This window comes from Spirosoma sp. KCTC 42546 (assembly GCF_006965485.1).
Lineage (GTDB): Bacteria > Bacteroidota > Bacteroidia > Cytophagales > Spirosomataceae > Spirosoma.
Map to the genome: position 1 here is coordinate 5,927,648 of NZ_CP041360.1, position 24,270 is coordinate 5,951,917.

Sequence of the window (24,270 nt, forward strand, 5' to 3'; positions counted from 1 at the left end):
AGGTTGCTTTGACTCTGTTTGCTATTCCTGGGCAAGCCTTTTTTATAACATCCAAAAGACTGGTTTGCATCTTGTAGGCCTATTGCTCCACTGCCCGTGTTGGGTATTATCTTGCTTTGCAATAATGTGCGTCCTGGTTTGGTTTCCAGTAAAGTTAGACTCTCAGAACGTACTTGTCCTATCAATAACAACCGGTAAGTAATGTGACTTGTATATTCTTCCTTAAAAGGCTAGGTTGCTTCTTCATTAACATATGCTCTAGGGTATATGTATGGTGTGGATAGAATGCTTTAACGCTGACCCCATCAGAATCAGCGTTTTTTGTGATGTATTCCCTGAGTTGTCGTCTAAGTTGTGCGATTGCACAATATATATGCAATCCTTACGGTAGATCTTAACGCTGACTTCTCTTGAGGTCAGTGTTTTTTTATAGCAATTTCCCTAAAGACTTTTGGCATGAGTTCAGTTATTTTTTCTGGTTATCGGGTAAATGACGAGAAGATAATGAGATGAGAAGATAATGAAGAGTATATCTAATGCAATAGCATAGGCCGCTTTGGAAAAATACAACGTTGGTATGCCTTTCTCGTAAAAATTAATACGTACTTTAATTAGTAAAGTACGTATTAATTTTTACGAGAAAGGCATACATCAGGATCGAATTGTGGGTAATTGACGACCTACTAGACTTGACTTGCAACAAATAAGATATTGTATAGTTGGTTAGATAGGCTTACCACTTCCTGAAAGCGTTCAGCTTATTCGCCCAGTTGCTCAAGGTGGGACTACAACTCGTTGACGAAGCCGTGACAACCGGTTGTTGTTATCCGATCAGTGAGCTTTACACTCAATTGATTGGGCAAGTGTGGGTTTATGAATAAAAAAGGACCGATTCTGGTCATCGAAGATGATGACGATGACCAGATGTTGATAGACTTAGTTTTCCAAAAATTGGCCTATCCTAATAAAGTCATTTACTTCCCAGACGGCCAGCAAGCCTTAGATTTTTTAGAAACGAGCCTTGAGACGCCCTTTCTAATCTTGTCTGACATCAACATGCCCAAGTTGGATGGGTTTGCTTTACGGCAAAAAATCCATGTCGATGCGCAACTCCAACTCCGATGCATCCCGTATCTGTTTTTTTCCACGGCAGCCACCCAACAAATGGTCATTGAGGCCTACAGTTTATCGGTCCAAGGCTTTTTTATTAAACAGACTAGCATGCAGGAACTGGAAAAAACCATCACCGTCATCATGGAGTATTGGCTTCGATGCGCAGCCCCTAACAGTTTTGATAACCCCATTTCTTGATCGTCAGCCTACTTTCTGGGTACTTGACTTTCAAACGTGCAAATACCAGCAATAGAGGTTTAAAGGTTTTTGTTCATTAAATGAGGGCTTTCACATATTGGATTTGGGTATTCAGCTACCTTTAATGGCCCTATATAAAGGCGAAGAGGCATGTTTGTCACCGAGACCCTTAGGTCATCGAGGGTTAATTCTTAGGGTATTACCTAAAAGACTGCTTACTTTGACAGTCTTCTTTTGTATCAGGTTGCACCTGAGCTTTCGCGAACTGGTGACTTATTTATTGTTTCGACACCTGCCTGTCCCACCGTTTGTTAATTCCCCCGGGCGCGTACCTCCAACCTGCTCAACTGTGTGAAGCTGGCCGTGGCCACTGCTCAGGATAGCAACAACTCAAGCATTCGGCGGCTACAACTGATCCGCCACCGATTGTAAGTCAACAGGCAGTAAGTGTAAAGTATTCAACCCTGCCGTTACTTTTTTGAAACTCCACGTCAAAAAGGTACTTTCTCCAAAAAGTTACCCGTAAGTGCTAAAAGTCTGACCGATAGGGGTCATTTGTAATACTTCACTCGTAGGGAGGGTGAACATTAGAAACGTTGATTCATTTGGGGTCAGCGTTTTTTTGTGGCATATTGATATTAATTATTATTGGCTAGATAGCTTTCACCCAAGGAAGGATAAAGCTTTAAGAGGATGGCCAGTTCACGCCAGTAGTCGCTAAGAAACCAATGCAAGTCAAGCGATTCTGTTTCCTGGATTTGATCGTAAGCTAAAATCATTGACCGATCCTGAAGAGGATGGGCTTTATCGAGGATAAATTTTAGCCCAAAATGGATGGCACTCAACTCCGATTGACTAAAGGGTGTCCCCCATTGGCGAGGCAGAATACCGGGGAAGACGACTTGGGTTGCAAAAAATGTCTTGATGTACTCCTGAAGGAGATGGATGTTTTTGGTTAAGTACATGGTATGGTGGTTTTTTACCTAAAAAAGGAGCTAAAACCTTGCCAATGGATGGTATGTGAATGCCCCTCCCCAGAGAAAATGGCATAAATTTTTTAAACGGTAAGGCACTGTTTGTCTGTTATTTACACCTTTGGATCAGCGGTAAACTAAGGAGATCAAAGTAACGCTGATTCATACACGCTACCACTATTTATGCCAGTTTCGTTCTGAATATAAAACGCTGGCTTTGTGACTGGCGTTTTAAGTAAGTCATAAGCCGCTAAAGTTTTAGGTATATAAAATCAACTGCTCGTTATGACAGCTTTGGCTTCAATCATCGTCTGCACATTCTGCGACACATTCGACCGCTAATCATACCCCGACAGTTTCTCCACGGCAACGGCCGACCGTCTCATCCACGTTTACCTAATAATCCAGTCAGGCCTCTTTGTAGCCACATGCGTATTAAATTAAACAGATCGGTGGCGGTCCTTCCTAGCGAGAGGATAAGGCTTGCTTTCAATCTACTCTAAACCTTACTATTCAGCTAGAACAAATCAGCACCACCTCGATTCGAAGTGGCTTGAATACAAAACACACCGTATCGTAAACTTGCTTCCATAACTCTTTGGAGTTAGGCAACAAGCAAAATCAAAGCCACCCCGAACTTGAAGCGGCCTGAATAGAAAACCTTTCAATAGCTGAATACTTGCCTGTAACCCCAACAATGAGGCCCGTGGCTTGGAGAGTCAGGTAATGGTAAGCCTGGTATCTGAGTGGGCATTGATCACAGGCATGCTACATATCCAACCCGTTTAGATATTAATTACAACAATTCGCGCCGAAAAATGACCAGTATGGACGTTTCGCCAGTTGGCTGACTTTCTATTACCATTGAGCCCTTTGTTAAAGTCAACAGTTTTTGGACGATTGCCAAGCCCAGACCCAATCCTTGCTGTTCATAAATGTCACGGTCGAATTGCCTATAAGGAGCAATCCGGATAATATCCTCGGGTTTAAATACCCGCCCATGGTTCGAAATCGTCAACTGATAGTTTATTTCTCCCCGGCGACCACTTAGCTTAACCGGATGAGATCCATCTGAAAACTTGAAGGCATTGTCAAGAAGCTCTTCAAGGATGACTCCCAGGCTAGTCTCCGAAAGGCTAATCTGAGCGCTTTCCAGATCAAGATGACAAGTTACGTCTAGCTCCTGTCGATCGTTTATACGGCCTATGGCTTTGTTTACCAGCTCTTTATCAAACATAGTACTACCAGTCGTATAAGAAGAGGGTACCCTATCTATTTGTTGCAACTCCTCCAGTAACCGAGGGTTATCTATTGATCGCTTTAAGCGTAGGCTGGACGCTTTGATCATGGTCAGCATCTCAAGGCTATCTTCCCGACTAAATTCGTCGTAACTATCTAGCAATAAGGTAGTAAATCCAATAATGCAGCTTAGGGGCGTGTTGTATTCATGACTTGACAAACTATTGATCGAACGGCGAAGTTCAGCTAGGCGTCCTTGCAAATCGGTTTCCCGCAGAGCCTCCCGCTGAAGGCGGCCGGCGATGGCCGTTAACAGCCCACTCAGGGTGAATGGTTTGGTCAGATAATCATCTGCCCCTAGAACCATTCCTCGGCGAATATCTGATTCTTCTGCTTTGGCCGTTAGAAAAATAAAGGGAACTGTTTTTAAGGATCGGTAATCGCGAACGGCTTCTAGCACTTGATACCCATCCATCTCTGGCATTCGGATGTCACACAAGATCAGATCAGGGCGGTGCAGCATTGCCTGAATGAGGCCTTCCCGGCCTGTAGAAGCGGTTACAACGTGGTAACCATTCAACCTTACTAACTCGGCTACATTTTCCCGGATCAGGGTTTCATCTTCAATAATTAATATTTTCGTAGCCATAGGCGTTGATTCATTAGATAGAAATGGTGCAGACTATTAATACGCCTAAATAAGTGCTTGAGGGCCTGGTTCAGTGGGTAGTATGATGGTAAACGTGGTGCCTTTGTTCTCTTCACTCTGAACCAAAAGTTTACCGCCGTGGAGCTCCACATACTGCCGGGCAATAACCAGCCCTAACCCCGTTCCGGGAATAGTGGCGGAGTTACGGGCCCGAAAAAACGTCTGAAACAAAGCGGGCAAATCGCTAACCGGTATGCCTATTCCCGTATCGATGACGTTAATAATCAACTCCTTCTTCAGAAAACGAATCGTTAAGCTGGGATCATCTTTCGAGAATTTAAAGGCGTTTGATAGCAAATTGATCAATACATAACTAAGTAGTTTTTTATCAAAATAAGTACGGTAAGGTGTTTCCTCCACCGAAATATGAACTCTTCGTTGATCGGGTTGGTGACTAAAATGACTGGCAACAACCTGTTGACAAAGGGTCAGAACGTCGCCCCAGTCAGGATGAAATATAATTTTCCCGGCTTCAATCTTTTCGATGCTGAGTATGTCCGAGAGCAGTCCATTCATAGTCTGGATTTGACTGGCAATTATCCCCAGGTATTTTTGAATGAAGGGGGTAGCAACCGCTGGCGGTTGTTCCAGGTACATCCCAATCAAATCAGCGCTGGTTTGGATGGTCGTTAGGGGGGTTCTGAACTCGTGGGAGGCCGTGGAGACAAATTGTGATTTGAGGAGATTTAACTCCTGTTCCCGCTCTAGTGACTGCTGTAAAACCAATTCTTTTTCTTTCTGGCTGGTAATATCATTGGCAATGCCGATATAGCGAAGTGGAACTCCGTGTAAATCATTCATGATGAAGGTGCGAATTTGCAGCCACCGGATTGTTTGGTGAGCCCCCTGCACCCGACATTGCACTCTCACCTCTTGTCCTTGTCGGTATTTGTCAAACTCGACCATCACCCGATGGCGATCTTCCTCCAGTATGGTATCCAGAAACGAGTTGGAACCGTTGGTATCTCCACCCGGCACAATACCAAATACCCGTTCATAGGCCGGATTGATGTATAATAGCTGGAATGAGTCCGCTGAGTGAATCCAAAAGACCTCATCCACATTTTCGGCAATTTCGCGAAACCGTTGTTCACTTTCCCGCAATGCTTCCTGAGCCTTCTCGTACTCGGTAATATCACGGGCTGACGAATAAACGATCTCCTCATATCGATACGCGCGCCATTGGAGTAGTCGATACTGACCATCTTTGTGTCGATACCTGTTCACGTATCCATCAATAACCGGTTGCTGGAAGACTTGCCAGGACGCAACCTGATCGTCTGGGTGGACCCACTCGATAAACCGATGCCCTTCCAATTCGTCTATTCGATAACCCAATGTCTGAGTCCAGGCCTGGTTTACCTTCGTTAAAGTGCCCTCCATGGTGGTAATACAATACATATCGAGAGCTCCTTCAAAGAAGATCGTTAGCTCCCGACTTTTTTGCTGCAAGGCCTGTTCAGCTGCTTTTAATAAGGAAATATCGGTGGCCATTCCTACGAAGCCCGTAACTGCGCCGGCTTCATCTTGTAGTGTACTAGTTGTCAATAAGACAGGCACCCGTTGTCCCTGTTTGCCTTCAATCAGGCATTCGGATTGAAAATAGCCTTGCTTGAGCAAGATCGGCTCCAATAAAAACGAAGGCCTAAAATCTGTTTCCTTAGCCTGGTAAGTCAGGATTGGCAGCGATGTTTCAGAAGGCTCAAACCGAGCCGAAGGATGCCTGCCGATCAATTCATCCGCCTGATACCCTAATACCTGCTCAACGGCAGGATTAGCGGATATGACAACGCCATTGGTATCGGTTGAGATAATGGCCTGACCCGCGTATTTAAGAATGGCATTTTGGAGGGCCGACAGTTGCTGGATCTCCTGAGTGCGCTCTAAAACACGTAATTCAAGTTGTTCTGTATACTGCTGGAGCTGTTGATTGAGTTGCTGCTGGCGTAAAACAATGGCTAACTGGCTCCCCACTTCCTGAGCAATCTCCAAATGATCAGCTGTAAAAAAATGAGAGGAATAGGCCATCAGCACAAAAGCCCCGATATACTGTTGCTGGCTGAATAGGGGAATAATGATCATTGATCGAAACCCACGTTCATATAGAGCCAGTTCAGGTGGGATACCAGCCGTCGTGGACTGTAGCTGATCGATGACAAGAGGTTGTCCACTTAGGAGTGGCTCAATCTCAAAGAGATGGATAGGCAGTTGGGATCCCGCCCGGACGATCCTTTCTCCATTAACTAACCAACTTTTAGCCTGAGCCATACCGGTTGTCAGGTCAAACTGATAAACGACCAGCCGTTCACATGGAATGAGTTGTCGGGCGTGTATCAAAGCAGTTGCCTGGGGTGCTTGCTCGGTCAGACTCTGATTGAGTAGTGTCCGCTCAATGGCCTGTAGTCCTTGAAGCCGCTGATTAGTTCGCTCCAAAGCCCTATTGGCCTGATGCAGCTGCTCATTTTTGTATTGCAACAGGTCGGCCTGCTCCAGTAAGACTTGTTGCTGTTGTTTAAGGGACGAATGGTCCGTATAGATCAACAATACTCCGTCATCAACCCGAACCATATGGCTATCCAGCCACAAATCCACCCCATCCGCCTGATAGTGAGTCTGGTAATGCTTAGAAACGTCCGTTTGAAACGCGTCAATCAATCGCCCAAAGGTACCTTGCTGCTGAGCAGAAGGATATACCTCCAATAAATGTCGGTTGATTAGTTGTCCCGTGGGATAGCCCAGCAAGCGATCATTAGCCGGGTTGGTTAAGCCATAACAAAAGTCAATAATACCCTTTTCTGGAGTGCGAATTGGATGAAATAGGACAAGGCCAGCGGGTAGCTGCTCGACAATGTTTTGCAGCAATTTAGTTTGTTGCTCCAACGTCTGCTGAGCTAGTTTGGACTGGGTAATGTCGATCGCGGTAATAATGAGTCCCTCATATTTTTTATTAACCGATACATCGACCCATTGCATAAGCTCACCAATGGGATGCTGTCGTTCGAATCGTTGTGGTTCGCCTGTTTCCCATACCTGGACATACCGATTAAAGATACCTGAATCTACAAAGCTGGGAAAAAGTTGAAGCATGGTCATCTGGCCAAACTCATCTGGGCTCAATGCGGACATCTGATGCGCCATTCGATTCCCCCATACGTATCGAAAGTCCAGAACCTGATCATGCTGAAGAATGGGCTGACAATGCAGGACCGCCACCGGGATTACGTCTTGAAAGGTCTCCAATTGTTGAGCTTGGAGCGTAGCGTCAAAATCAGTCTTATCCATGATAATCATTCGTTAATACCAGTGCTAAAAGATACCTGACAAGTGTTGATTTTTGCTTGGATAACTAGCCAGATGTCCCATAATCGATTTTACAAGTTGAATGAAAAGCATTTCAAAAAAGAAGTGTCCGGCTGACACAAATGTCTTCGCCAGTTTAATCAGGTTGATTGATTTTTAAGCCTAAAGTGGGCTTGAAAACCTACTCTAATCGAACCAGTAAGACAAAAAAAGATGAATATTTTTACCAATCTACCATTAAAGGCTCGTAAATATTAGTAAAATATATATTTTGGTAACAATGTGTGTTATAAAATAAAGTAGAAATATATCATTAGGCGTGTTCGACTGCTGGAGTTGTTCCTTTGTCACCTTTTGCCTCATACTAGAAGGAGGCATGAGTCAAGTAGGCACATATTGCTCACTAAAAATAAGCCGGTCAATCGCCGGGCATTTTTATGTTTTAATATTAATTCTATCAATACCTAACTCAGCTACTTGTTGCACACTGTCCAATACATTTGACAGTAAATCATACCCCGTTTGCTTCTCCACAGCAACGGCTGACCGTCTCATCCATGCTAACGCGATAGCTTTCCCAGGCTCCTTAGCCGGTTGCATTCGTGTTCGGCATCCAGACTGCAATAACTCGCGTCTGTGCGTTTATCCTGTTCACATCATCCGTACCCACAGGTAGTACCACAATCACCTTCCAGAGAGCAGCAGGGACGGTTAGCTTGCCACTGGCAATAGTTGTAGCCTTTCCGCTGTCGCACTCACCACCTTTGCCCGCTGTTCCAGCAATAATATATAGCTCATTACCCTGAACCACTAGATTACGGCAGTAGTCCTCCAGTCGCAGCCAGGATTGCCGATTCAGTTGAGGTGCCTGGGGCACGATGTTGGTTAGAATGAAAGTCGTCTTGTTTTCCTATGCCGTACTATCCCGATCACCCGAGTGGCAGAGGTGGCCACGGTCAAAGCCGGTATTCTTATAATCCGCATGGTGATCCTGATACCACCCAGTAGGTAGTGATTGGTCTGGTATGAAGTTACCGACTTAGTGAGAAGCTACTCCCTTCCAGGCTGAACTCAGATGCCAGCTTCACTAGTGGGCTATACCGGTCGATTGGTTATAAGAAAGTGAGTATGTTGAACGGGTAATCAGATATGCGTTCGGGCTGGACTCTGAGGCTTTTGCTTCGTCAGGATGACCCATCGCCATATTATCGTCACGAGTAGGCGTTGTATTGGCCGGAATCGGAACACAAGCTTGCTTACACTGGTCTAATGAAAGGAACAATAGCAGACCAACGCAGAATCGAGAATACGATGTCATCGACCTGGTATAATTAATTTTTAGCAACACAGCGGAGGAGAGGTTCGTGATAAAGTAGATGTAATAAGTCAACAAACAGCTATTGGATTGGATTAATAGCCGAATTAATAAGGGCTAATAAATCCTGCAACTTACTAAAAACATGGGCAATGATATGCCGATCTGTATCAGGCAGCGGGCTACGTACATTCTTTACGAAGTTAAGCCATCGGTTTGCAGCCTGAGACCCAATATCACTCACCGTCTGTCGAACAGTTAACTCTTTCTGACTTCGCAGCAGTTCTTTTAGGGTATCCTGCCGCCGTTCGTAAGGCTGTCCATTGGCAAGCGCGAGCTGCTCACTCAACACCGTAGCCATTTTTTGCAAGTGAATAATAATCTTGCGTAGCTCGGTAGACGAAAAATTCAGGTTTGGTATGTTGGGGCGGCCTTGGCGGCTACGATTGGTATCATTCTGCCCTCGGCGTAATGTGTACATCTCGTCGAGTTTACCAAGAAAGGCAGTGTCTTCATCAAAGGCAGTATGTTTGATTAACGGATCGTTGATGATCTTCAAAATCAACTCCTGTTGTTCACGCTGCTTTTTAGTTAATGATTCAGGTTTTTTGTAACCGGCCTTAAAATAGAAATCTGGAATCTCTCCTTCCTTCTTCCAACGGTACTTAGTGGTACGGCCAAGCCCATGCTCAGCAATCACCTTAGCAGCTAGCTTTTCTGTGTAGTCCATCAATGTGTTCGGAATGGTGTGGCAAACTGTTTTAATGAATTTGCCTGAACACAATGCGCTGCTCACCAATTAAAAAAGTACTTAACCGTTCTGATAAGCGGTTAATTGCTATCTGGTTTAGGATAAGGTTTAAATGTAAGACTGAGAGTTAGTTTTGCAGATTTTGTGCACTATTTGTACCCTAATCTATATTTTCAATTAATAATTCATTGATTATCAATAGGCTATTAACTATAATTACTTTCTGTATTGGAAAGTAAGTGTCCTGAACAAGCCTCTGGATCTAATCAAACAACAGCACCTAAAGCCCTTCTTAGGGCTTTAGGCATATATTACACTGCCAGTTTAGTTTATCATAGCGGTTGGAATTTCTTTATAAACCAACCGAGCCGCCCTACTGGTCCGATAATAGTCATTAGCCGCTATTAGTTTAGCTGGTTCCAGTTGCCATTGTCTAACCACAAATGAAGCCTAAGGTAACCTGAGGCTCATATAGTATAAACTGCCTATGGTGAGCTATTGGCACTTGCTGGCCAGTCGATTAAGACGACCAGGCAAGCGTGCCATCCTGATAATACCACGTCTCCTTAACGGTATCCTGGCCAAATTCCAATAGCGCAAACCCATTCTTGATCCGCAATGCATTACGAGGATCTGTATCGCCAAGGGGCGAATTCGTATAAAAGGAGATATTCGCATTCGTATCGTACCAGGAGGCATGCCCAATTGGAATAGCGGAATTGCCCTGGCACCTGCACTTCACGGACCCAGCCGCTGACTTTTCTGAATACACAATACCATTATGCACATGCCCCCAGTACCAGTAGTCTGGGTTTTTCCCCAGGGCTGATACTACATTATTCCACAGGTTATTCTGGATCGTTCCGGTTTCGTTTATTGGATTATGGTGAGTAAAAATCATGATTTTTTTTCCACTAGTCCCCGCGTCCTTCAACAGTTTTTTCTGGGCCGGATCGGTTATTGCTCCGTCCAGGTACATGTTACGTTGAGGGGCATTATAAGCAGAGTCGAGTCCCAGAATCAGCCAGTTACCAAAGCTAACGCTGAAAAACGTCGAGCTACCCTGCGCCTGAAATAAGGGTGTACTAGCTGGATTGAGGGCAATGTTGAACAGACCATGTCCTCCATAATACATTTCATGATTTGAATTTAGGGTAAAATTTCCCAGAGGTGCTTTATACGTCCAGCTATCTACCAGCCTAAGATGCTCTTCAACATCCATTCCGGAGTAATACACATCGCCAAGGTGAACGGCCATATCCGGAGCCTTTTTTTGAATCTGCTGCATTACCAGTTGCGAAGGACTGGCGGCTAAATTCCCATCCAGATAAGGCCCAGTTCCCCAATCGCCAAACAGCGCCATCCGTAAGGGAGTTGGGCGAGTGACCTGAATTGTTTTCCCGACTGGATTAAACGGTACGATCTTTCGTATACCTAGTTTAAGCGATAAAAAATTGAGCAGAGAAAGCGCCCAGCCTGGATCGATAAGTGCGTAGCGGGCCGTTGACACCAACGTACCATCGCCCTTTAGTACGCCCGCGCTGTCTAACTGAATTAACCAACGCTTCCATTGAGCTGAGGTTATCCTGCTGGTGGGCATACCCCCTATACTCGTCAAAATCAACTTAATGCCCTGAAGACTAGATTGAATCAGAGGTGGAACATTAGGCATCATTCCATTTAGGAAATAAAGGCACCACCCAAACTCTATATTTCCGGAGGCATCGGGTTCAGGCGGTGTTGGGCCATCCATCAATTGAATAAGCTGGCGTTCACTATCTTTCAGGAACGACCAGATTGAGGGGTCGAATCCCAGCCCTAAATTCAGGCCCAGAGCCTGGGCAAGATTGAGCTGGTTACGCTGATCTTCTAAATTAATGGCGAATTTTTCTGTAAATACCATGATGCGATACGAAGGTTAAGGAGCGAACTGGACAAATCGGATTTAGCGAGAAACAATCGTGTACGTGAAATTTTGAGACGCTGCCATTCGGCAATAATTTACTATATAGCCAACGGATACCTTACGCATGTACCCGACTGTATATGGCCTTATCCGCTGGGCAACGACTTATCCCTGCCGTTTATTCAGCACACATACTACGGTAAATCAGCCAGTTACCACTAGTCTAGTGGTACGTTTAAATCGCTCAGGAAATCCCTATTCCTTTAACCAGATATGCTAAAAATTACAAGTACTGGTCTATAAAACCGGCTTCAGCGGTATTGTTAATGGATCAGCAAAGTATGGTTTTACCTATATAAAAATCAGCGCTCAAAAAAGAACGATACAGAATACGAGGGGCGTATTTGAACTGCTCACCCCTGTAGGTAGCAAGCCGCCTGGATGACATACAGATGTGTATAAAACACAAAAACGACCCGACCACCGATTAGGTTAACGGGTCGTTATGACGGATAGTCTTCCAATTTTAGTTTCTATTTTTTGTCAAGTACTAGTCGTTTTTCTCTTCATCAACTACCTCGCCTGATGACGTTAACCCGGAGGCCGTCTTGACTAATCGCACAAATTCGCTCCGGTACCCTTCTGAATCGTCAGTAAGGGCTCCCTTTGCCAGTTTAACCACCTGCCCATAGCGCGCTGATCCTTTGTAGGCGGATTCGCTCAATAGTAAGCCAAATTCGGCGACGGCAGCCGCAAACCGGAAATCAGCCGTAGCCCGGTCAAATGAAACAGTCTGCGTTTTAACTACGTGTTGAAGTTGCTGACTAACAGAATCGGCAGGTTGTTTATACCGGACTTTAAGCGTTAGCAATTCGCCCGATTGTGTAGACGCTTTGGTATCAACAAATGTCTGGTATTTTAACGAGTCTGTTTTCGGAAGATATTTGCTTTTGGCACCGGCTGGAATCAGTTCGTAGAGGGCTGTAACACTGTGGCCCGCCCCCAGATCACCCGCGTCTTTTTGATCGTTTTTAAAATCTTCGTTAGCTAACCGTCGATTTTCATACCCCAACAAACGATAGGCTTTCACATAGGTTGGATTAAACTCCAGTTGTAGTTTTACATCTTTGGCTACCGTAAAAAGAGTACCCCCAAATTCATGAATGAATACTTTTCGTGCCTCAGGAAGATTATCAATGTAGGCATAGTTACCGTTTCCTTTATCGGCCAGCGTTTCCAGATTAGCATCTTTTAGATTCCCCATTCCAAAGCCTAATACGCTTAGAAAAATACCTTTTTCCCGCTCCTGTTCGATCAGTCGCTGTAGCTCACCTTGCCCCGAAATGCCTACGTTGAAATCGCCATCGGTAGCCAGAATAACCCGGTTATTGCCGTTGCTTATCAAATTATCCATAGCCACTTTATAAGCGAGTTGAATACCCGCCCCGCCCGCCGTAGAGCCACCTGCCTGTAATTGGTTGATGGCATCTTTAATGCGCTGGGGTTGATTGCCAGGCGTTGGTGGCAACACTAACCCAGCCGCTCCGGCATAAACAACAATAGCCACTCGATCTACAGGACGAAGTTGATCGACGAGTAGATTGAGGGAAGCTTGTACCAGAGGTAGTTTATTGGGGGCATCCATCGAACCTGATACATCAAGCAGGAATACCAGATTTGATGGGGGAAGCTGGTCATTTTTAACACGACGGGCCTGTAGCCCAACCCGAAGTAGTTGCAGCCCTGAATTCCACGGGGATTCAGTCAGTTCGGTTGTTATAGACACCGGCGCTTCACCGGCCGGTTGTGGATATTGGTAGCTGAAGTAGTTGATCATCTCCTCCAGTCGAACGGCATCTTTAGGAGGGCGTTGGCCGTTGTTAAGCAGCCGGCGGATGTTACTGTACGAAGCACGATCTACATCGGCCGAGAAGGTTGTAACGGGCTGTTGACGAACCTCCTGAAAACCCGTTTCCTCAGTGGCTTTGTAGCTTTCTGTTGAGGGAGTAGACTGGGGGCGGTATAATCTGGGTTGAGAACCAATCGTGGCAACGCTACCCGTGATACTTCGTTTGGCTTGTGTCTTATACCCGGTCACAACGACTTCGCTTAAGGCCTGAGCATCGGGAGCCAGTGCTACGTCAATCGTTTGCCGATTACCAATGGCAACCTCCTGCGTTCGGTAGCCAACAAAACTGAATACCAACTGCGTAGCGCCTGTAGGGACCTCTATGGAGTAATTGCCTTTTACGTCCGTAGTAGTTCCTTTGTTCATGCCTTTAATCCCTACGACCACGCCCGGCAATGGACTGCGCGAGGTTTGTTCGGTTACGGTCCCCGTAATAGTTCGTACCTGAGTGGATTGGGCCTTAGTACTGGTGATTAACCCCAGTAGTAGCCAGCATACAATGAAATTTTTCATAGTCTATGGAATTTAGGATAGCTTACTTCTCCGAAAACGCACTGCCACTATCTACCTGGATACGTTTTGGCTGTGATAAATTTACCATTTCCTATTGATTCATCACAGCCGCACGAGCGAACTTGTTCAATCGAATACAAAGGCATTGAAAACAGGCCATTAAAAGCGCTGAGCCGTTAAAGAAGGAAGTCCTGGTCAGGTGAGATTTACCGATACGACAAGCTAAAATCAGGGTACGAGTGAAAAGGTAACCTTGAAGGTTGTTCCTACTCCTTCTGTACTGTCCACCTCAATACGGCCATTCTGCAAGGCTATATATTCCTGACAGATAGCCAAACCAAGTCCTGTTCCCTGGAAGGTATTGGCATTACTAGCCCTGAAGAATTTACCAAATAAGTTAGGCATGTCTTTTTTAGGTATGCCAATTCCTTCATCTTTAATAAAAATGCAGACTAGTTTCTTTTGAAAAGAAAGGTTTAGGGTCGGGTTTTTTGTCGAAAATTTAAAGGCATTAGCCAGAAGATTGGTAAGAATATGCTCCATCAGTTTTTTATCGATCAGGATGTCTACCGGATTGCCATTGACTATAAAGTCTACAAAACGATTATCCAGCCGATCGCCAAAGTAAGATTTTACAATAGTTTCACAAAGGCTCGCCAAATTTGTCAATTCTGGATGAAATGCTATTTTACCTTCATCTATCTTACTGATTGTTAGTGTATCCGCTATAAGATCGTTGAGTAGAAAAACTTTTTGATAAATATTTTCAATATGTTTATTAATTACGGGTTTCGAAGATAGTTCGTCTATTTTATCAATATAATGTTTTACCAATTCTACACTTGAACTAATGGTGGCTAATGGCGTTCTGAACTCATGCGATGCGGTTGTTATAAATTGAGACTTAAGTACATTTAAATTTCGTTCTTTTTTTAATGATTCGTTCAGAATTAATTCTTTTTCAATAGTCGTAGTAATATCTGTAGCAACTCCGATTCGGCGAGTTACGATGTTATTTTCATTTTTGACAGTAAATAGTCGAACACCTAAATGACGAATACTTCCGTCCTGATGCCTGGCCCGGAACTGAAAGTCCAGGTCTGGATCTTTATGCAGAAAGAAATCCATCACTTTCTGCCGGTCTTCTTCCAGGATAAAATGTAAAAATAGAAATGGGTTTTCGTACAAGAGCTGGCGATTTTGCCCGCTGAATTTTTCGTAAGCCAGATTCATATAAATAAATCTGGGCTCATTAATGTCTCGGATCCAAAATATCTCGTCCACATTTTCTGCAATATCACGAAACCGCTGCTCACTTTCTAAAAGAGCTACCTCTGCTTCTTTACGGCCTGTAATATCTGTCAGCGTTCCGGCTATTCCCGTAATTTGATTGTCCTGATCCTGTGTTACCTGAGCAAACACTTCGATCCACCGGTACCCCCCATCTTTATGAATATATCGAATAACATGCTCGCAATACTTTTTTTTACGAGCTAGCAGCAGCTCACATAGTTCCTGATTATGCGCCCGATCATCTGGAAATACGAAATCCAGAAACGGTTTACCCAGTGATTCACTGACACTGAAGCCCATTACCTCCTGCCAGGCAGGGTTTAAATAAATCCAATGGCCTTCTGTGTTGATTTGAAAGACAACCTCTTTAAGGTGGTTAACCAACGAGCGATATTGTGTTTCGCTTTCTTTCAGGGCCTGATCCGCTCGTTTCGTGGCTGTTTGATCGCGAATTACCCCAATTATACGGTCCGTTCTTCCTGGTTCATTTTGAAGAACTAAACCGTCCGCTTTTACATAATGGATCGACTTACTTTTAGGTAAAATAACTCTAAATTCAACATCTAGCGGGGTTTGTTCTTTAATGGCTTGTTGTATATGTTGATAAAGCAATGGCAAATCGTCGGGGTGAACCAGGCGCTCAAAATCACTCATTCGATTGCCTTCAAGCTTTTTTGCCATGCCGAATAGGGTGAAAAAATTCGTATCAAGTACAAGCTCGTTCGTACCTAAATTCCACTCCCAAATGCCCAGTTTACCAGCTAAAGTTGCCAGTTGAATACGCTGATTGGCCTGTTTCAGCTCCTGTTCAATAGCTTTTAGCGTAGATATATCTGTGGCTAAATCAACAAAGCCGATCAGCTTACCCTGGTCATCATAGAGCCCGCTGGAAGTTGACAGTACCCGTATACGTTTACCCTCTTTAGTTAAAAGGGTATTCTCTCGCTGTAGAAAATCATTCTCTCGTAAATAAGCCGCAATTAGCTCTTCCCCATTCAGGGATGAGTTGTCCATTTCGGGCTTCAACTGATCGATTTGCTGTTGATGGATTTCGGGGTCCCTAAGCGCGCCAAGGGTTACTTTCCCGATCAATTCATCGGCTTTGTAGCCGATGAGGGCTTCAAGAGCCGGATTAACAAGCTGGATGACGCCAGTTGTATCACTCACCGCAATGGCCAGACCGGCGTACTTCAGAATAGCCCGCTGCATGGCAGAAAGCTGTTGAATTTCGGCTGTTCGATCGGCTACCCGCTTTTCTAAACCAATGTTTGTTTGTCGAAGCTGTTCCTCAATCTGTTTAAGGTGCGTGATATCATTTATGGTCAGTAACAGGTTGTCTCCAACCCAAACCAGTGAGAAATCACCCCAGAAGTCGCCCGCAGGCAGTTTGTCCATAAACTGGAAACGTTGGGTTTTTCCCGATTCTGCCCGTCTGACTAATTTATCAAATAGCCCATTTTTGAGAACATGTGGGAACAGACTAATATAGGATTGCCCAACTAGTTCTTCCTGGCTTAACCCCGTAATGGCTGCACTTACCGGATTGATTAATAAATATGTAAAATCGACAATGGATCCATTTCTGCGGATTGGCTGCCACAGGGCTAATCCAGCAGGAATATTATCGATTACAGCCTGTAAAAACTGGTTATTTTCGTTTAGTTTATCGGCCTGCCTGGTTAGCTGCAGATTTACCTCTTCCTGGAATAATAATATGGATAACTGATCGGCAACCTCACGGGCTATAAATACAGATTCCTGGGTAAAAAAATCAGGCGATTTGTCGAGCAACACCAGTATCCCAACGTATTGATGTTGAGCAAACAGCGGAATTGCCAAAAAAGAACGATGACCCCATTTGTAAGGGTTAAAATCGGCGGGAAAGCCAGTTGGTTGTAACTTATTTAACAGAACCTCCTGGCCGTTTGACAGTGTATCATAGTAAAGATATTTAGCCAGAACACGGATTCTTGGCAATGACTCCCATTTCCCTTTCCGCATTCTATTTTCTGCGTATGCAAACTGGCCATCCTGATCAATACGAAAAACAATTCCCATTTCACAGGGAATCATTTCATGCATGTATTTCAATGCAATCTGATCAGGCTGTTCATCCAATAAACTACTTCTCTTCAGAGCTTTACTAATTCGGTTTATCCCCTCAAGCCGATCGTTCGTGCGTTGCAGGAGTTGTTCACGGCTAACCCGCTCCGTAGTCGTTACAATCAAGCCAGAAAAAGTAGTCAATAAGTCAATGTCATTTTTATCCCAGTGCCGCTGTTTTCGAACCGTATCAAACCCAATATAGCCAACGAGTTTATTGTCGAACATCATAGGCACGACCAGTAATGATTGAATGTCCTGTGCCCTCAGACTCTCTTTCTCAGGAGCGGCACTGGTCGGTAAATCATCAAGTGATGTTATCAGAATAATTTCCTCGTTTGCAATTTTCTGATGCCACCAGGGGAAGCGATTCGTGGGTACATGTTGAAATTGTTTCTGGAATGGCTCGATACCTTCAGCACACCATTCGTAGGCACAATTCATAAAATAACCATCTATCGAGTAATTAAAGAGATAGGCTCGATCTGCACCAGTATATACACCGATCAGGCCCAATGACTTAGTAATATAGGCATCTAGCTTAGCAGGTTTGATATTAATTAAACGGCTGGATATTTCTGAAATAATAGATTCAAGCTGTAGTCTGCGCTGTAAATTATTTTCATTCTTCTTTTTGGCTGTATTATCCTGTAAATAGATAATACAGCGTTCATTAGTTCGATTAATTGAACTCGTTATCCAGTTTCCGTTTTTTGGCTCGTAGGATTCTACAGAAAAAGGTATGCCCGTTTCCATTACAGTACAGGCTGGATTCAAAAGTGATTTCAAGTAAGGCGATTCGTCCAGAAAAAGAGCTTTTTTTCTGGACGAATCAATAGAAAGTAAGGCTGAGGCAAATGGATTACAATAGGTAATAATTAAATTTACAATAGCCCCGTTATCATCTATCAGGGGAGTACATACGATAATGCCGACTGGCAAATTCTCAAAATCCGTTATGGACAACGTAGATAATACTAACCCCTTCTTTACCTTTGCGTTTTTTTGTGCGGATTTATGCATCGAATTCTTTTTAGGCATGGCGGTTTCTCAATTCTACTCACATTTGTATTCCAATCGTATAAATGAAAATCATATATGTAGTTAAATTTATTTGATCAGGAAATTTGTTTTGTTTCCCAATCCGCTAGTTATAAGTGATAGTTTATTTGCTTGTGCCTGAAGCAAAAATTAATACAGGTTGCGGCAACAGAAGTCGAGAATAACAACTACTCACTCCTTAATCCATATTTTTTCACCAAGACAACCTAGCCATGGAAAAATTAATTTGTGCTGATTTAGGGGCAATCAGGTCGGAGGACAAGAACTGAGTTAGGCCACTAAAGATATATGCAAATCATATGTTAAACAAATAGCAATATAGTTAACATCTGATTTAATCCAGACCAAATGGAGGGCTTTATATGTATTGCCAAGTAAAGTCAACTGACAATAGGACAACTAGCTATATGACAGCTATACCTAATTACAAAACAGGTGATAACGAAAACACAGAAGCTACCCTCAATTCGCTAGATCAGTGTGGAAACCTGCCACTTGCCATCCTGAATGGCTTTATGAAGTTTATCCGCGAAACGTCCACCGCCAGTTGACAAGCGGCTTATCCTGACCTGATCAACCTTTGAGGAAAGGTCTACGCAAGAGCAGCATCCAGCTTTATTGAGCCTATACTCCCGCTTGGTGCTAAATGGGTAGGATTATAACGGGTTATTTTAACTGAGGATGACAAACTAGTTTTAATCAATGATCGATGGACACGCTGGTCTCGCTTTCCGATAGACTTTCCATTGCCCGCCGACCCTGATTTAACGTTAAAATCTTTTTTACAATCGATCATCCCAGGCCAAACCCCTGCTGTTCATACTGATTACGACCATATTGTTTGTAGGGAGTTACCTGATCGAAATACCCGGCTTTAAAAACCTTGCTTACTTGGTAAGTTGATTGTACAGATAGTTCCTACTTTTTCCTGACTCTGTACGTTGAGATTGCCACCGTGGAGTTCCACAAATTGACGGGCAATAACCAGTCCCAGGCCTGTACCCGGTATACCAATTGTATTACTAGCCCGGAAGAACGGTTGAAACAGCGTAGAAAGCGCTCGTTCTGGTATACCAATCCCTTTGTCAATTATCTGTAAAACAAGGCTTTTATCCGTAAACGAGATGCTCAGACAGGGGTCTTCGGTTGAAAACTTAAAGGCATTTGACAGTAGATTGACAATAGCATGACTAATCAATTTATCATCCAGATAAACCTCGTGGGGCGTTCCCTCCCATACTAATCGAACAGAACGTGAACTCCCCGGTTGACTAAAATGAGTGGTAATGATCTCTTCGCAAAGCAACACAACATTAACCCATTGAGGAGTAAAGTTGACTTTCCCCGACTCGATTTTGCCAATTGTCAAAATGTCGGTAAGCAGTCGACTAAATTTGTCTATTTCTTTTTCAATTACAGCCAGGTGCTTTTGAATGGAGCCCCGTGATTTAGCAGCCGGCATGGCCAGATATAGCTTTATCAATTCAACACTGGACTGGATTGTTGTCAGCGGGGTACGAAACTCGTGGGAGGCTGTGGAGACAAACTGTGATTTGAGTTCGTTCAGCTCCTGCTCCCGAATTAGCGATTGCTGAAGAACAAACTCTTTTTCTTTCTGGCTGGTCACCTCACTAACAATACCGATGTGGCGGAGTACTTTCCCCGCTTCATCGCGAATGATAAAACTGCGGGCTAGTAACCAGCGCAGGGCTTCGCCTTTTGGCTGTATCCTATAGTATAATTCACTTTCTATACCGGCCTTATAGTGATCAATGAAGGTCAATACAGCAGGTTTGTCTTCTGGTAACACAGTAACCATAAACGCCAATGGATCCTGTTGTAATTGCTGAAAAGTTATGTTCCACACGCGCTGGCAGGCCGGGTTGATATAAATTAACTTGAAAGGGTTAGCCGAATGAATCCAGAAAACTTCATCTACATTTTCGGCAAACTCCCTAAACCGCTGTTCACTTTCCCGAAGGGCCGCTTCGGCCAATTTTCGTTCCGTCACATCCCAGACAACCCCCACGCCCCTAACTAATTTACCTTGTTCATCCCTGATTAATAGCCCATTGGTTTCAAAGTAGCGAATCGTTTCATCAGTCTGTCGTATAACCCGAATAACATCCGAGATCTTCCCTCCGGATAGATCTCGGTTAAAGCGTTCCGCAAACGCGGGTAGATCTTCGGGATGGATCAATTTTGAAAATTCCTGAAAGTTCCAGTTATCCTGGCGCGGTTCCAGTCCATGTAATTCCCATAAGCGCTCATCCCAAATCAGGCTTCCCTTCTCTACATCCTCCTCCCAAATTCCCTGACCAGCCGCCTGAGTAGCCAGTTGAAGCCGCTGGTTTAAATTTCGCAACTGATTTTCAGCCTCTTGCCGATCGGTAATATCCCTGGCCGATCCATACACGACGTTGTTAATACCGATGGCATTCCACTCAATGATTCGGTAGTTACCATCCTTTCTACGCATCCGGCTGACCTGGTTGCGAACCGGACGCTGAAGAATATCTACGAGTAAATTCTTGTAGACGTCTTTCTGCTCATCAGGATGAATCAGATTCAGAAACGGGATAGCCGTGAGTTCGGCGGCCGAATAGCCCAGCGTTACCTGAAAAGCCCGATTGACCTTCGATATATTCCCCTGACTGTCGGAGATGCAATGCATATCCAGAGCCCCTTCAAAAAAGGTATTTAATTCCTGATTTTTTTGACTGAGTTTCACTTCGGCTGTTTTTAGCGCCGAGATGTCCGTCGAGATTCCAACATAACCAATAACAACACCCTGACCATTTTCTAATGCGCTGGCCGCTAATAGGATTGGGATCTTCCGTCCTGTTTTCGTGAGGGCACTACATTCAGTATACAAATAACCTTGCGTAGCGAGTGCCTCCATGAACCTATTGGGAGGTGGAGGAAACTGCACACTAGACTGATAAACAATACACGGGACCGAATCCTCGGGGGAGGGAAGTTCAAGGTGAATACACTGGCCAATTAGTTCATCGACCCGGTAGCCTAGTAAGCTTTCACTAGCCTGGTTGGCCGTTTGGATTACCCCATGGATATCTGTCGAGATAATAGCCTGGCCAGCATGCCGCAAAATGGCCTGGTGCAAGGTCGACAAACGCCTGATTTCGCTGGTACGCTCCTCTACCCGTTGTTCCAGTTCCTCGGTGTATTGAGCAAGCTGTTCATCCAACTTTTGCTGCTGAAGAACAATAGCGAATGGACCAGCCAGTTCCTCAGCAATTTGACGATAGTCATCCGTAAAGAAATAAGGATTAACCGAGACCAGAGTTAAAACGCCAATACATTCTTTCTGGCTGTATAACGGTATGGTAACTAATGAGTGCGCCCCCGCTTCATAGATAAGCAACCCAGGCACAACCCCTAAATTATAGGCCCGTAAATCAGGATAATAATTTGATTGATAGGGAACCTGAGTTCCCTGAAACTGCTCATAGAAATACTGTGCCGGCATAATAAACTGGGGGTTCATATCCAGCTCTCCTTCAACAATCCGGTATTTGGCGGTTGACAGTCCCGTGTTTTCATCGATTTGGAATAACGTTATTCGATCACAAGGGACCATGAAATTTATATATTTCATGGAGGTGACCACAGGCGATTGATCCGCTAAACGATAACTTAATAGTGTCTGGTCAATTGCATGTAAACTTTCCAGACGCTGGCTGGTACGCTGGATCATGGCTTCCTGCTGTATACGTTGAAGCACACTGGCAATCAACGTACTGAATGTCTCCAGCAACAAAATGTCATTCTGATCCCATTGCTGCGGATGCCCGATTGTGTAAAAAGCGATAAACCCAAACGTTTTTCTGTCCTGAATCAGCGGAAGATTGATGACCGAATAAATCGACATGGCTTTAAACAGGGCTTCCTCCTCTATTGCATGTGGGGGAAGCTTGTTGACTTCCAGGCGAATTGTTTTCCCTTGCTCTAACTCCTGATGTGCCCATTCGAAATTGGTAATAGGCGCATTTTTTAGTTTATCTTTCAAGGACAGAATACCAGGCGCACACCACTCATGAATACAGCTCCCTCGTGTATAGCCATCCGAATACATGAAAATAGACGCCCGCTCGGCGTTTATGTGGGTACTGATCTGTTCCAGCGCTTCTTCGATATATCCATCAACGTCAGTAGCCTTAATAGTCAGTAGCTTACTTGACACCCGTGATATAATAGATTCCATCGCCAGCCGTCGCTGTAAGGTAATCTCCGTTCTTTTTTGCGCACTTACATCCTGAATGTTCACCAGAAGCTGGTCGTCTATCCGGCTTAGGCTAACCTTGAGCCACATATCTTCCCCTTCTATAGCATGGCATGTAAGCAATTGTTGGGCTTCTCCTGTCTGGATAACCGTTACGGCAGGGTCAAAAAAACTGTTCTCCTGACCGGGTTGAAAGACCCATTTAACCGGCTTATCAATTAATTCTTCCTGTGTTCGCCGGAACATGTGGGCGAATGCATCATTAACCATCTGATACCGAAAATCGGTTACTTCTCCCAGGCTATTGCAGATAGGCTTCACAAAGGCGACCCCTTGTAAAGATGTGTAAAACCATCTTTGTAGTAGCTTATCCATTTCTAACGAGAAGGGTATCGCCCAGCAATTAATATCCTGATTATCAGTATTTTTTCAACAAAAAAAATCGACAGTGAGTAGCTGGATAAGCGGCCTGAAAAACTAAAAAGGAGCATTTTTCGTGGCTGATCAGGTCGTTGATAAACAGGATAGAATACATAGGAAACCAATAGATTTAATTGTCACTATATGTAAGGTTGACATTTAAATAATTAGCTGACAAACGTCTAGCACTTTTTCGGTGACCATTATATTTGTCAAGGAAAGCTGTACAATCCAGATCGGTATAATGGATACTATCTACGGTTTTGGCTGATGCATTGTAGGCAATAATTGGGATTGACTTCCAGGCTGTATCTCTTTTGAGCAAAAGCAGTACTTCATAGCCTGTCAGGATGGACAGTTGTAAGTTCAATAAAATCAAGTCAGGAAGTCGGTTGTCCAGGCGGTGGGTAAGTTGAGTGAGCAATTGAGTGCCATCGCTAAAAAATCGCACGTTACAATTTTCCGGTTGATCAGCAAGAATAAGCTTAAGCAGATAGTGTTCCTGCTGTCCATCATCAACCACATAAATCAGAGAGTTTCGATAATTATTCATACGGTAGATAGTAATTATTCCGTTAAATTTAATTCTCCACAAAAAATTTTTTTAACTAAATCAACCTACATGCACTACTAGTTCATAAAATTTGGTGGTTAGCTAAGTAAAAAATAGTACACAGAAATGCCTATTCTTTAGCTAGCCAACTGTTTTATTTACCACCACAAAGCATCTGTATTTTTTCAAGTACTATGTATAAAATTTTAATATATTCCCCAAAAAAAGCGATTTTTCCATAACAAATTAGAGTAGGTAATCAACTTTTACGACTAACGTATTAGTATAAATCAAGTCATTAGTAAGTCAGGAAGTGCCAAACAATAATTTACTTGCCAATAAAAAGCAATGAACAGCTAAAATTATTTTCCTTGTTTATTGTGGCTGATGATTATTAACTCTATGTAAACCTAGTATATGTAGATATAAGGACCTAACAGCCATACTCAGGTTTTGCGTGAAATCGCCAATTTCCTGGTCGAAATGACCTAAATAGCCGTAAACGATATATCATATGTGTTTCATATCATACAATACATAAACAGGCAGTAAATTATAATAATATCTATTTTTACATAACTATACATATAATTTTACCCTAAATTAGTGACCTCTATAATAGACATAAAGCATAGTACACTGAATTATAGCCAACTTAAGTTTCAGGTA

At 43.8% G+C, this 24,270-nt stretch carries 12 protein-coding genes and 1 pseudogene; 2 read left to right on the forward strand and 11 right to left on the reverse strand.

Going from position 1 to position 24,270, the window contains the following annotated elements; genetic code table 11:
- Window positions 1–873 precede the first annotated feature (873 nt).
- A complete protein-coding gene (locus EXU85_RS24515; protein WP_142774613.1) occupies window positions 874–1,311 on the forward strand; it encodes a response regulator in 438 nt (145 codons plus the stop codon).
- Window positions 1,312–1,949: 638 nt separating this feature from the next.
- Here the strand turns inward: EXU85_RS24515 and EXU85_RS24520 are convergent.
- The 9 genes and pseudogenes from EXU85_RS24520 to EXU85_RS24555 all read right to left on the reverse strand — a co-directional run bounded on the left by EXU85_RS24520 (window position 1,950) and on the right by EXU85_RS24555 (window position 18,364).
- Window positions 1,950–2,276, reverse strand: coding sequence for a hypothetical protein (locus EXU85_RS24520; protein WP_142774614.1), 327 nt, complete (start codon window positions 2,274–2,276; stop codon window positions 1,950–1,952).
- An 805-nt stretch (window positions 2,277–3,081) separates the two neighbouring features.
- Window positions 3,082–4,173 carry a response regulator gene (locus EXU85_RS24525; protein WP_142774615.1) on the reverse strand — a complete coding sequence of 364 codons (1,092 nt, stop codon included), beginning with the start codon at window positions 4,171–4,173 and terminating at the stop codon, window positions 3,082–3,084.
- A gap of 45 nt (window positions 4,174–4,218) precedes the next feature.
- The gene (locus tag EXU85_RS24530) at window positions 4,219–7,515 is read right to left on the reverse strand and encodes a PAS domain S-box protein (protein WP_168207863.1); all 3,297 of its coding nucleotides are present in this window, start codon (window positions 7,513–7,515) and stop codon (window positions 4,219–4,221) included.
- Window positions 7,516–8,119: 604 nt separating this feature from the next.
- Window positions 8,120–8,560: pseudogene (locus tag EXU85_RS35845) on the reverse strand (DNA/RNA non-specific endonuclease).
- A 60-nt stretch (window positions 8,561–8,620) separates the two neighbouring features.
- Window positions 8,621–8,851 carry a hypothetical protein gene (locus tag EXU85_RS35850; protein ID WP_246859228.1) on the reverse strand — a complete coding sequence of 77 codons (231 nt, stop codon included), beginning with the start codon at window positions 8,849–8,851 and terminating at the stop codon, window positions 8,621–8,623.
- 79 nt (window positions 8,852–8,930) lie between these two features.
- Window positions 8,931–9,578, reverse strand: coding sequence for a hypothetical protein (locus tag EXU85_RS24540; RefSeq protein WP_142774617.1), 648 nt, complete (start codon window positions 9,576–9,578; stop codon window positions 8,931–8,933).
- A 541-nt stretch (window positions 9,579–10,119) separates the two neighbouring features.
- Window positions 10,120–11,502 carry a metallophosphoesterase gene (locus EXU85_RS24545; protein WP_142774618.1) on the reverse strand — a complete coding sequence of 461 codons (1,383 nt, stop codon included), beginning with the start codon at window positions 11,500–11,502 and terminating at the stop codon, window positions 10,120–10,122.
- 553 nt (window positions 11,503–12,055) lie between these two features.
- Window positions 12,056–13,927, reverse strand: coding sequence for a VWA domain-containing protein (locus tag EXU85_RS24550; protein WP_142774619.1), 1,872 nt, complete (start codon window positions 13,925–13,927; stop codon window positions 12,056–12,058).
- 228 nt (window positions 13,928–14,155) lie between these two features.
- A complete protein-coding gene (locus tag EXU85_RS24555; RefSeq protein ID WP_142774620.1) occupies window positions 14,156–18,364 on the reverse strand; it encodes a PAS domain S-box protein in 4,209 nt (1,402 codons plus the stop codon).
- Window positions 18,365–18,792: 428 nt separating this feature from the next.
- Between EXU85_RS24555 and EXU85_RS35490 the strand changes: the two genes are divergently transcribed.
- Window positions 18,793–18,936: a hypothetical protein gene (locus tag EXU85_RS35490; RefSeq protein ID WP_168207864.1), complete on the forward strand. Its 144-nt coding sequence runs from the start codon at window positions 18,793–18,795 to the stop codon at window positions 18,934–18,936.
- A gap of 323 nt (window positions 18,937–19,259) precedes the next feature.
- Here EXU85_RS35490 and EXU85_RS24560 read toward each other — a convergent pair whose 3' ends face one another.
- Both EXU85_RS24560 and EXU85_RS24565 read right to left on the reverse strand, forming a co-directional pair.
- Window positions 19,260–23,003, reverse strand: coding sequence for a PAS domain S-box protein (locus EXU85_RS24560; protein ID WP_142774621.1), 3,744 nt, complete (start codon window positions 23,001–23,003; stop codon window positions 19,260–19,262).
- Window positions 23,004–23,178: 175 nt separating this feature from the next.
- Window positions 23,179–23,601, reverse strand: a complete 423-nt coding sequence (locus EXU85_RS24565) for a PleD family two-component system response regulator (RefSeq protein ID WP_142774622.1) — start codon at window positions 23,599–23,601, stop codon at window positions 23,179–23,181.
- Window positions 23,602–24,270: the final 669 nt, after the last annotated feature.